This window comes from Mariniradius saccharolyticus AK6 (assembly GCF_000330725.2).
Classification (GTDB): domain Bacteria; phylum Bacteroidota; class Bacteroidia; order Cytophagales; family Cyclobacteriaceae; genus Mariniradius; species Mariniradius saccharolyticus.
In genome coordinates this window covers 73,665-85,681 of the sequence record NZ_AMZY02000004.1, presented here as the reverse complement: position 1 = coordinate 85,681, position 12,017 = coordinate 73,665, and the positions used below count along the sequence as shown (strand labels likewise).

The 12,017-nt window shown below is 47.5% G+C and carries 7 protein-coding genes; 6 read left to right on the top strand and 1 reads right to left on the bottom strand.

Annotated features, from left to right (window positions below):
• Positions 1–756: 756 nt before the first annotated feature.
• The 6 genes from C943_RS02735 (at position 757) to C943_RS02705 (ending at position 11,120) form a co-directional block, all read left to right on the top strand.
• A complete protein-coding gene (locus C943_RS02735) occupies positions 757–2,934 on the top strand; it encodes a S9 family peptidase (RefSeq protein ID WP_008623938.1) in 2,178 nt (725 codons plus the stop codon).
• A gap of 309 nt (positions 2,935–3,243) precedes the next feature.
• The gene (locus C943_RS02725) at positions 3,244–4,023 is read left to right on the top strand and encodes an alpha/beta fold hydrolase (RefSeq protein ID WP_008623937.1); all 780 of its coding nucleotides are present in this window, start codon (positions 3,244–3,246) and stop codon (positions 4,021–4,023) included.
• A gap of 31 nt (positions 4,024–4,054) precedes the next feature.
• Complete coding sequence (locus C943_RS02720; RefSeq protein ID WP_008623936.1) at positions 4,055–5,155, top strand: efflux RND transporter periplasmic adaptor subunit; 1,101 nt, start codon at positions 4,055–4,057, stop codon at positions 5,153–5,155.
• Between the two features lie 2 nt (positions 5,156–5,157).
• Positions 5,158–8,220, top strand: coding sequence for an efflux RND transporter permease subunit (locus C943_RS02715; RefSeq protein WP_008623935.1), 3,063 nt, complete (start codon positions 5,158–5,160; stop codon positions 8,218–8,220).
• 44 nt (positions 8,221–8,264) lie between these two features.
• A complete protein-coding gene (locus tag C943_RS02710; protein WP_234861934.1) occupies positions 8,265–9,569 on the top strand; it encodes a TolC family protein in 1,305 nt (434 codons plus the stop codon).
• 153 nt (positions 9,570–9,722) lie between these two features.
• The gene (locus C943_RS02705) at positions 9,723–11,120 is read left to right on the top strand and encodes an MltF family protein (RefSeq protein WP_008623914.1); all 1,398 of its coding nucleotides are present in this window, start codon (positions 9,723–9,725) and stop codon (positions 11,118–11,120) included.
• On the opposite strand, the gene C943_RS02700 is transcribed toward C943_RS02705, so the two are convergent.
• Positions 11,121–11,837 carry an SAM-dependent methyltransferase gene (locus tag C943_RS02700; RefSeq protein WP_008623913.1) on the bottom strand — a complete coding sequence of 239 codons (717 nt, stop codon included), beginning with the start codon at positions 11,835–11,837 and terminating at the stop codon, positions 11,121–11,123.
• Positions 11,838–12,017 lie beyond the last annotated feature (180 nt).

Sequence of the window (12,017 nt, the reverse complement as noted above, 5' to 3'; positions counted from 1 at the left end):
GTTGGGAGGTTAGGAGGTTGGGAAGTTGGGAGGTTCGGAAGTTAGAAGGTAAAAAAGTTATAAGGTTGGGAAGTTTGGAGGTTAGGAGCTTGGGTTTATTCGCTGCTGTGTCATTCCGACGAAGGAGGAATCTCCGGGAATTTAGCCCATGATGCATCGAAAACATCAGCCCCATCGGGGCGCTCTGATTGTAGCAAACAGTCACAATATGGATTCCCGAGCCTCGGAAAGGGGTAGAGGTTTGAAAGGTTACAAAGTTATAAGGTTGGGAGGTTCGGAAGTTGGGAGGTTCGGAGGTTCGGAAGTTAGAAGATTAAAAAGTTATAAGGTTGGGAAGTTAGGAGCTTGGGTTTATTCGCTGCCCCGTCATTCCGACGAAGGAGGAATCTCCCAGATTTCAACTCAGGATTAAACGAAAACATCAGCCCCATCGGGGCGCTCTGATTGTAGCAAACAGTCGCAATATGGATTCCCGAGCCTCGGAGAGGCGATTTGATCGAATGGGTTCTGATTTCAAAGAAATCCTGCGTTCGGAAACGCAGGATAGCCCCAAGCTTTTAAAAACCCAGAAATGCTAATATGAAGCACTTCCCATCGCCACAGGCGACGGTACGATACAGTCCGGCGGTGCAACTGCGGGAAAACCAATGTTGCGCTATTTTCAGATATCAGTGTGGATTGTTGCTTTCGCCATAATCCGTTTTTCCACCTCCTCCATTTTCTTTACTTTGCCGGCCGATTAAAGGATGATATCAAATGAAACCAACTAGAAACCTGTTCCTCATCGTTTGCCTCTTTTGGGCTGGATTTGCTTTTGCGCAGCAGAAAAAGAAAGTCAGCCTTGAGGATGTATTCAAGAAAAATACCTTCGCCCAAAAATCCGTCAGTGGCATCAATTGGATGAATGACGGACAATATTATTCAGCGCTCAAGCGCGGCATTGCGGGGCCTATGGTCGTGAAAATGAACATCGCTACCGGTGCCGAGGAAGCTGTCTTGATCGACGGGGGAAAGCTGGGAGTCAATTTTTCCTCCTACGAATTCAACAGCGATGAGACCAAGGCCCTGTTGGCTTCAGAGGTAGAAAGTATCTACCGACGCTCTTCCAAAGCGGTCTTTCATGTGCTTGACCTACAATCCGGGACAGTCCAGAAGCTTCTCGATGGGGAGAAAGTCATGTACGCCACGCTTTCGCCCGACAATGACAAGGTCGCATTTGTGAAGGATAACAACCTTTTTTACCTGACTTTGGCCTCCGGCAAAATCACCCAAATCACCACCGATGGCAAGTGGAACCATATCATCAACGGTGCCGCAGACTGGGTCTACGAAGAGGAATTCTCGATGTCCAAGGCCTTCGAATGGTCGCCCGACGGCAAGCAGATTGCCTTCATCCGCTTTGATGAGACCGATGTGCCGGAGTTCAACATGCAGACCTGGGGAAAATTGTACCCCCAAGACTATCGCTTCAAATACCCCAAGGCTGGGGAAAAAAACGCCGAAGTCAGCATCCATGTCTATGATCTGGGTAGCCAAAAAACCGTAAAGGCCGACGTCGGTGCGGAGAAGGATATTTATCTCCCCCGGATTTATTGGACTACCGAATCCAATACTTTGGCCTTTATTCGCCTGAATAGGCTCCAGAACCAACTCGACCTGCTCTACGCCAATATCCAAACAGGCAGTACGACCTTGGTGCTACGCGAGGAATCGAAGACCTATATAGATTTGGATTACAACGACGACCTGCGGTTTTTGGCGGGAGGAAAGGGCTTTATCCGGACTTCCGAACAGGATGGATTCAAGCATATCTACCACCATGCCAACGACGGCAAACTGATCCGACAGATTACCTCCGGCAATTGGGAGGTGTCGAGTCTCGTGGGTATCGATGAGAAGGGGAAAAAGATCTATTTTATCTCTACCGAGCAGTCTCCCATGGAGCGGAATCTTTTTGTCATCGGGATGGATGGGAAAGGGAAAAAGCTCCTGACTCCCGAAAAAGGGACACATGGCATCAACATGAGTCATGATTTCAAATATTTCATCGCCAATTACTCCAATGCACAGCAGCCACTGCGGGTATCGCTGCATGAATCCTCTGGCAAGATGGTCAAGGTCCTGGAAGACAATGCCGAGCTTCAGGAGCGTCTGTCCGGATTCGCGCTTTCGGGCCGGGAGTTTTTCCAATTCAACACCGTGGATGGCACGGCGCTCAACGGCTACATGATCAAGCCTGCGGACTTTGATCCGGCCAAGAAATACCCCGTGCTGATGTATGTCTATGGCGGACCGGGTTCCCAAAACGTAACCAATGCCTGGGGCGGCACGCGGGATTTTTGGCACCATCACTTGGCGGCAGAAGGCTACATCGTGGTCTGCGTGGACAATCGTGGCACGGGAGCCCGCGGACGGGATTTCAAGCATGTCACTTACGCCAATTTGGGCAAGTATGAAACCCAAGACCAAATCGCCGGAGCCAAATACCTCGGGACATTGCCTTATGTCGACGCTGCACGCATTGGGATTTGGGGTTGGTCGTACGGGGGCTATATGTCTTCACTTTCCCTGATGCTGGGGAATGATGTATTCAAAGCAGCCATTGCCGTGGCACCTGTGACGACTTGGCGGTATTATGATACGATCTACACCGAGCGCTACCTGCAGACTCCGCAAATCAACGCCGCGGGTTACGATGACTACAGCCCCATCACCCATGTCAACAAGCTGAAAGGGAACCTGCTCTTGGTGCATGGCACGGGCGATGACAATGTGCATTTTCAAAATGCCGTCGATCTGGTCGATGCGCTCGTCAAGGCCGACAAGCAGTTTGAGACGATGTATTATCCCAACCGCAACCATGGAATCTACGGGGGCAATACCACCTGGCACCTGTACAGCATTATGACGGATTTTATCAAGCGAAAGCTTTGATTTCAATAGCCACGGGGCACGCTTCAAGTTGTGCTCCGTGGTTTATTAAGTAAACTTTTCGCTGCGTTCATCATGATTTGGCTTTGGGTCTGAAATGCTTCAGATATGTCAGAGGGGCATTTTTTGTGACGAGAGTTTTTTTGTTTTTTCTTGAAAAAGTGAAAATCAATTGGGCTAAAAAGACCATTAATCGACGGCAATCGCCACCTGTATGTATTTCGTTTCAAAGGCGCTTGTTTGGCCGTAGTTTTCGGATTGATAAACATCGTATCCGTCCCCAAGTTATATTCTGGATTAATGAAAAAGGGCATGTTGTACTACAAGACCTACAAGCATCCTTCCAGTGAGGAATGGGTGGTGTTTATCCATGGGGCAGGGGGTTCCTCGGCTGTTTGGCACAAGCAAATCCGTGAATTTCGGGAGAGCTTCAACCTCCTGCTGATCGATCTGCGCGGACACGGAAAGTCCGCCAACCAGATCAAAAACCTCTGGAACGAGGCCTATACCTTTGAGGCGGTGACCAAAGACATCATCGAGGTGTTGGAGCATTTGGCCTTGCCGCCGGTGCACCTGATGGGCGTTTCGCTGGGGACGATTCTGGCGCGTCAGTTGGCCGAAATGGCTCCCCACCGGGTCAAGTCGATGGTGATGGCCGGAGCGGTGACTCGCCTGACAGTGACCTCCAGGTTTTTGGTGTTTTTTGGAAATACTTTCAAAAACGTCCTGCCGTATATGTGGCTTTACAGGCTTTTTGCCTGGATCATCATGCCTCGCGCCAACCATGCCGAGTCCCGCAACCTTTTTGTCCGCGAAGCCAAAAGGCTTTGCCAAAAGGAGTTTTTGAAATGGTTTAAACTGACCAAGGACATCAATCCGCTGTTGAAATACTTCAAGGAGAAAGACATTCCTGTTCCGACACTCTACATTATGGGCGAGCAGGACATCATGTTTTTGGAACCTGTCAAAAAAATCGTCCGCGAGCATAAACTTTCGATCCTTAAAGTGGTCAAAGACTGTGGGCATGTGGTGAACGTCGAACGCCCCGAAGTTTTCAACCAATACTCATTGGAATTTATCAAAAACCAATAAACCAGCATTATCCTTTTCTCTACCTATTCGCATGAAAAAACAAACGAAAGTAATATTAACTGTTGCCATCGTCCTGGTTTTGGCTTTTATTTTTCTCTACCCTCGCTGGGGTCAGATAACTGGAAGCGGTCCGTCAAGCGGACCTGCAGCAGGACCCTCAGCGGGAGGACCTGGAGGAGGTGGGGCACAGCCACTTCCTGTGAACGTCGTGCAGGTAGCACCCAAAGTATTCGAAAATAACCTGAGCGTGACTGGAACGATTATTCCCAACGAAACAGTAAACCTTAGGACCGAGATTTCTGGCTTGGTGACCAAGGTTTCCTTCCAAGAGGGTCAATTTGTGAAAAAAGGCACGCCGCTTTTGTACCTCAATGACGACGAGTTGAGGGCTCAGTTGCAGAAACTGGAATTCACCAAGAAACTATTTGAAAGCCAGGAAAACAGGCAGAAGCAATTGCTGGAAAAAGAGGCCATTTCCCAAGAAGAGTATGACATCGTCCTCAACCAATTCAATACCAACCTCTCGGATATCAAGTTGGTACAGGTCCAGTTGAACAAGACGGTGGTGAGGGCGCCATTTGACGGAGTGCTTGGATTAAGACAGATTTCAGAAGGCAGTGTCATAGGCCCCAATGATGTAATAGCCAGCATTGTTAACATTGATCCGATTAAGATTGAATTCTCCATTCCGGAGCGTTATGCGTCTGAAGTAAAGGTCGGTTCCAAAATATACTTCACCAACGATGCTGGTGGCGAAAATGTAGAGGGGACCGTCTATGCTTTTGAACCAAACATCGATGCCGGGACAAGGACCCTAAAGATCCGTGCCCAAAGCCCCAATCGTAACAGATCCTATTTGCCAGGCATGTTTGTGAGGATCAAATATGTATTAGGGACATTGGCGAATGCCTATTTTGTGCCGGCGGAGGCTATTATTCCCGAACTGAACGGCTATAAGGTGTATGTCGTAAACGCTGAAAATAAAGTGGAAGATAGACAGGTATCCATTGGAACAAGGACAGAAAGAGAGGTCCAAATTGTAGATGGATTGAAGGAAGGTGATCTGGTATTGACCACCGGAGTGCTGCAAGCAAGGCAGGGTATGACTGTCAACTACACAAAAATCAATTAACCATGGCCAGTTTATCAAGCATCAGTATCCAAAGGCCCGTTTTGGCAATCGTCATGTCCTTGACGATTATCCTTTTTGGGATTATTGGGGTCAGCTTTTTGGGTGTACGGGAGTTTCCATCTGTGGATCCTCCAGTCATCAACGTACGTACTGCCTATGTAGGTGCCAACGCGGACGTTATTTTGGCACAAATCACCGAGCCTTTGGAGGAAGCAATCAATGGCATCGCGGGTATCAAATCGCTCACTTCCGTAAGTAATGACGGTACCAGCAACATCACCGTGGAATTTGACGTGGGTGCGGACTTGGAAGCTGCTGCCAACGACGTTCGGGATAAAGTATCCGGCGCTTTGCGTAACCTTCCGCCTGATGTCGAGCCGCCGGTGGTTTCCAAAGCCGATGCGGACTCTCAGCCCATTGTGTTTATGACCGTGCAGAGCAATGGCCGGAATCTCTTGGAGCTTACCGACTATGCGACCAACGTGATCAAAGAACGGCTTCAAACGATCCCCGGGGTGAATTCCGTCCAGATTTGGGGAGAAAAAAGATACTCTATCCGATTGCGGATGGACCCCTTGAAGATGGCATCCTACGGTGTGACGCCGCTTGATGTGTTGAGTAAGGTGCAGAGCGAAAACGTGGAGTTGCCTTCGGGAAGGATAGAAGGATCAGCGATTGAGCTTTCCGTGCGGACCAAAAGTCGATTGAGTACACCCCAGGAATTCAACGGTCTCATTGTGAAGGAAGACCAAAACAATATCGTTCGCTTCCAGGATATCGGCCGCGCCGAATTGGCTGCCCAAAACGAGCGTACCGTATTGAAAAGAGATGGGATTCCCATGGTCGGTGTCGTTTTGGTGCCTTTGCCTGGATCCAACCACATTGAGATCCTCGACGAGTTCTACAAGCGACTTGAGGTCATCAAAAAGGATCTGCCTCAGGATATCATTACCAATATCGGGTTCGATTCCACGAAATTTATCCGCAACTCGATCGCTGAAGTGGAAGAGACGATTGTGATTGCCTTTATTCTTGTCGTAGCAATTATCTTCCTCTTCCTGAGGGATTGGAGAACCACGTTCATTCCGGTGATTACCATTCCGATCTCGTTGATAGGGGTATTCTTCATCATGTACTTGATGGATTTTTCAATCAATGTGTTGACACTTCTGGGTATAGTATTGTCGATCGGTCTGGTGGTGGATGATGCGATTGTCGTATTGGAAAACATCTATTCGAGGATAGAAAAGGGAGAAAAGCCTGATGCGGCTGCCGCAAAAGGCTCCGAAGAGATTTTCTTCGCAGTCATCGCTACTACGGTTGCACTGGCCGCGGTTTTCCTTCCCGTAATATTCCTGACCGGTACGACGGGTAGGTTGTTCCGGGAGTTTGGGATTGTTGTGGCAGGTTCAGTCATCATTTCTTCATTTGTAGCATTGACAATGACACCGATGCTGAGCGCCAAACTGCTCAAGCGTCGTGAAAAGCAAAATGCGTTTTACAATTTCACCGAGCCCTTCTTTGTTTGGCTGAATAACCTGTATGACGGGGCATTGGAGAAATTCATGAAGGTGAGGTGGTCCGCATTTGCGATTATTTTGGTGATGGGTTTGGGGATCTATTATTTCGTCACTGTGATTCCAACGGAACTGGCACCTGTCGAAGACCGTGGAGAAATGAGGATCAACGTCACAGGGCCTGAGGGGGCTACTTTTGGTTATATGGACAAGGTCCTTGACGATATATACGCCGACATGTCGGCAAAATTCTCAAAGGATGAAGTGGAAGCATTTACTACGGTTACATCCCCAGGTTTTGGAACGGCTAGTGCCAACTCGGGCTTCGTAAGACTTATCCTTACCGACGCGTCCACCCGTGAGAGGAGTCAAATGGAGATCTTTAACGAAGTCTCTGGAATGGTCAGGAAGTACACTGCGGTACGTGCGTTTGTGACCCAACCCCAGTCGATTGGGGATCGTCGGGGCGGACTTCCTGTGCAATATGTGATCCAGGCACCGACTTTGGACAAGTTGAAGGAGGTGATTCCTCCGTTTATGGAAAAAGTCGGACAAAGCCAGATTTTCAGCTTTTCTGATATCAACCTGAAGTTTACCAAGCCTGAAATCGAAGTCGAAATCGACAGGGAAAAGGCTAGAAACATTGGCGTATCGGTACAGGAGATCGCACGCACGCTCCAGTTATCTTACTCTGGTCAGCGCTTTGCCTACTTTATCATGAATGGCAAGCAGTACCAGGTAATCGGTGAAATGCAGCTTGAAGATCGCAATGAGCCGATTAATCTCAGGATGCTTTATGTGCGCGCGGACAATGGGCAGCTGGTTCAATTGGACAACTTGGTGACGATTCGCGAGAATAGTACGCCACCGCAGCTCTATCGTAACAATCGTTTCGTGAGTGCCACTGTCTCTGCCGGCTTGGCGCCAGGTTACACGATCGGAAGCGGCCTAGATGAGATGGATCGTATTGCTGACGAGGTCTTGGATGATAGCTTCAGTACTGACGTAGCGGGTTTATCGAAGGAATTTAGGGAAAGCTCCAACAGCTTGATTTTTGCTTTCATGTTTGCCTTGGTTTTGATATATCTGGTACTTTCTGCACAATTTGAGAGCTTTATGGACCCATTGACGATCATGTTTACAGTGCCGCTAGCCTTATTTGGTGCCTTGGCTTCACTGTGGATATTTGATTTCACCTTGAATATCTTCAGCCAAATCGGCATCATCATGCTGATAGGATTGGTTACCAAAAACGGTATCCTCATCGTGGAATTTGCCAATCAGCGCAAGGCCCAAGGCATGAGCGTCGATGAAGCCATCATAGGAGCCGCGGGGGCTAGGTTTAGGCCGATTTTGATGACCAGTTTGTCAACTATCCTAGGTATCCTTCCGATTGCATTGGCCTTGGGGGCAGGTGCGGAAAGTCGGGTGCCGATGGGCGTTGCCGTCATCGGTGGTTTGACTTTCTCCACGATCCTCACGCTATTCGTGATCCCAGCAATTTATTCTTATTTAACCTCCAAGAAAGGAAGATTGGCAAGAGTCTGATGAAAAAAGCAATGTTTTTGATACTGTTCCTTTTGGGGACAACCATGTCGGTTTTCGCCCAGGAACCGCAATTGATGGATCTTGAAAAGGCTGTGTTGACAGGTTTGGAGCGAAACTTTGGGCTGAAAATTGCAGCCAATAACGTCGCCATGGCCGAACGGGACGTTAAGATCGGTGTGGGAAGTTTCTTTATGCCAAGAATTGACGCTACCTGGGTGCGGTCGTTCGGTCGGGAAGACGTAGAGCAGACTTTTGTTTCAGATCCAGAGAATCCAAGACAGATCAACGGCGCAAAATCGAATAACCAAGCGTTTTCGGTTGTAGGGTTTTATGGGTTTAGACCTGAAACCATATACACCGTAAAAAGGCTCGGGAAATTGGCAGAAATCAATGACTTGCAGGCAAAGGTTTTGGTGGAAAATACTGTTGCTGCGATATCGGTTGCCTATTTTCGACTGGTCCTTGAGCTACAGCGCTACAATGTGTTGAAGACCACGCTTGACCTTTCACAGGCCAGATTGGACATTGCGAAGGCACGCTACGAACTCGGTGGGGCCGGGAAAAGTGATTACCTGACCGCACAGGTAGATTACAACGCCGATCTTTCTCGCTTGGTCAACCAGGATCTTGTGATCAAAAACGCCAAAATCAACGTCAACGAACTTTTGGCCTTGACTCCCGAAACAGACTTCTCGGTACAAGATTCTATCGTCGTAGAGGGGAGGTTGTCGCTCGAGGACTTGGTGGAAAATGCGTATATGAATAACAAAGCCTTTCTTCTGGCACAGAGACAAGAAAATGCCGCGTTTCTCGCACTTAAAGAAACCCAGGCATTAAGACTGCCCTTTGTCAATTTGAATGGTTCCTTCGTCGATAATACATTTAAGTCGGACGCTGGGTTTTTGATCCAAAACCAACGACAAGGGTTCAATTATGGAGCGACCGTCGGCGTGAATCTGTTTACCGGCTTCACAATCAATCGCCGAATCCAAAACGCCAAGATCGATCGGATAAATGCAGAATATGCCGTTCAGGATTTGGAAATCCAGATGACTTCCGATATCCAACGCGCCTACAACAATTATTTGACAAACCTTGAACTCCTGGATATCGAGTATGTCAATTACAAGGTGGCAATGGATAACGTGGATATTGCATTGGATCGCTTTAGGCTGGGTATATCGGACTATTTGCAGTTTAGGGATGCACAAATCAACTTGCTCACGGCAGAAAATAGATTGATCACCGCCCTGTTTAGTATCCGTGAAATGGAGATAGAATTGATGAGATTGTCCGGAAGAATATTCTACCAAGACGGCTCAGAACAGTTTAAATTATCGCTAGAGTAAACACTATGTAAAACAATCATTTTCAGTCTATTGTAAACACAATAATCTTTTTTTATACAAAAAAATGTATTTCAAATCAAAATAAATTTGGTATATTCTTTGCTATGTTGGATATTTGCATGAACCAACGTCGCTTAGGTGACACCAAAGAGGATGAAGAATACAGCTATCACTCTGATTTTTTTATTGATTTTCACAGTTTTTGGATTTCAGTGTACCGTATTTGAGAGAACAGAAAAAATCGATTTTTGGGAAAACCCGGTGCTTTTGGATTTGGATGAAATCACCAAAAGGGGTTATATCAGGGCAATCGTGGACAACTCTTCCACGAGCTATTATATTTATCGAGGCAGGAGGATGGGCTATGAGTTTGAAATGCTCAAAAACCTTGCATCAACTTTGAATGTCCGCTTGCACTTGATTGTCAAATCAGATATTCAGGAAGCTTTTCAGCTTTTGAACCGTGGGAAGGCTGATATTATTGCTATGAACCTCGAGGTAAGTGAGGAGAGAAAGCAGTTTGCCGCCTTTACGAAGCCGCTGGGCACAATGGGCACTGTCATTGTCCAGAAGAAAGGAAAGACCCCCGTCGAGAGCCCCTTCGACTTGCATGGCAAAGTAATTCACATCCAAAAAGGAGCAATCTATGAAGCGCAGCTTTGTTCGTTACAAAATGCGATGGGTGTGGAATTTGCTATTATGGAGGAGCAAGGCAATGGGGATGCCTTCATCAATAAAGTCTTGAGGGAAGAAATCGAGTATACCGTGGTCGACAAGGTGGTGGCTACCGTGAATGCTTCCTTTAACCCTGAGTTGCACGTGGGTATGGAGATAAGCCCTAAGGCCGATGTGGCTTGGGCCATTAGAACCAATTCGCCGCAGTTGGAACAAGCAGTCAACGATTGGATTGCCAAAAAGGAGAAGTCAGGCTATATCAGAACGGTATATGCCAAGTATTTCCAAAATTCGAACAATCATTACTTTAGAAACAACAGCCAATATTCCTCACTGGGTGGAAACCGCATTTCCCCTTACGATGACATCATCAAGGCCGGCGCAGACAATTTAGGTTGGGATTGGAGATTGTTGGCTTCATTGGTGTACAAAGAATCCGGATTTGATACGACGGCTACTTCTGACAAAGGTGCCATGGGGCTTTTGCAACTGATGCCAGTCACCACAGAGCGATTTGGTGTGGAAAATCCCAACGACCCGATGCAAAGTCTGATAGGTGGCGTGAACTTTCTGAAATACCTCGACAAGTTTTGGAGACAAAGAGTCCCCGACAATACGGAGCGGCTGAAGTTTGTATTGGCATCCTATAACGTGGGTCACGGCCATGTGGAAGATGCTTGGAGACTTGCCCTCAAGTATGGAAGCAATCCACAGTCTTGGGACTCCGTTGCGGGCTTTCTCAAATTGAAATCAGATCCAAAGTACTTCAACGACCCCGTGGTAAAAAGCGGCTATGCCAAAGGAAACGTCGCGGTCAGTTATGTACAGGATGTATTGCTGCTTTATGATTCTTACAGGACATTGGTAAGCCCTTGATTAGACTTGTCCTGCGTAAAGCACAAAAACAGCCGGAACCTTGTGAAGTTCCGGCTTTTCTTTTTTCCAGAGCGATATAGGCTTTGTTAGGATTGATTCGTCGGAGGCGGTAAGATTTCTTGCGACGCAAAGGAGTATATCAGGATGAAGTGACTCGATGCAATCCTCGAACAGCTGCATATTGCGAAAGGGCGTTTCCATAAAGATTTGCGTGCGGTTCAGTTTCCTCGATTCAGCTTCCAAGGCTTTCAATGCCTGCATCCGATCTTTTTTCTGTATCGGCAAATAGCCGTGGAACGCAAAGGACTGGCCGTTGAATCCTGAGCCCATCAGTGCCAGAAACATCGAGCTTGGTCCTGACAGCGGGCAAACCCTGATTCCCTTTCTGTGGGCATAGGCTACAGCCAAAGAACCCGGGTCTGCGATACCGGGGCATCCTGCCTCCGACATTAGGCCGATATCTTTTCCTGTCAGCAGGGGTTCCATAAGGGATTCGATCTCCTTTGTCGAGGTCGACTTGTCCAAAACGTCAAACTTAAGCCCGTCGATATTGACGCCAAGGCGCAGACTGGAGATGAATCGCCTGGCAGTCCTGATATTTTCGACCAGGAAAAATTCTAGGTTTGGGATGGTTCCTTTGATTTGTGGGCTGATGACCAAGTGCGCCGTGTCATCGGCCAATACCGTAGGGATCAAAAAAAGTGTTCCTTTTTGCATGCTGCAAGTTAGGGGAAGCCAGCTGATCAAAAAACGTCAATCGACAGAAATCGCGTTGACAACATGTTGACTTTGTTATCCCCATTGGCAGATCATCATTTGAAGGATAGGATTTCGATAATTTTACGATCTCAATAGGTAAAATATCCGATTATTTTACTACTCAGAGGGGGATCATTA

Coding starts and splice junctions, on each gene's coding strand:
- C943_RS02735 (WP_008623938.1), top strand. CDS start 757: ATGAAACCAACTAGAAACCTGTTCCTCATCGTTTGCCTCTTTTGGGCT.
- C943_RS02725 (WP_008623937.1), top strand. CDS start 3,244: ATGTTGTACTACAAGACCTACAAGCATCCTTCCAGTGAGGAATGGGTG.
- C943_RS02720 (WP_008623936.1), top strand. CDS start 4,055: ATGAAAAAACAAACGAAAGTAATATTAACTGTTGCCATCGTCCTGGTT.
- C943_RS02715 (WP_008623935.1), top strand. CDS start 5,158: ATGGCCAGTTTATCAAGCATCAGTATCCAAAGGCCCGTTTTGGCAATC.
- C943_RS02710 (WP_234861934.1), top strand. CDS start 8,265: ATGTCGGTTTTCGCCCAGGAACCGCAATTGATGGATCTTGAAAAGGCT.
- C943_RS02705 (WP_008623914.1), top strand. CDS start 9,723: ATGAAGAATACAGCTATCACTCTGATTTTTTTATTGATTTTCACAGTT.
- C943_RS02700 (WP_008623913.1), bottom strand. CDS start 11,837: ATGCAAAAAGGAACACTTTTTTTGATCCCTACGGTATTGGCCGATGAC.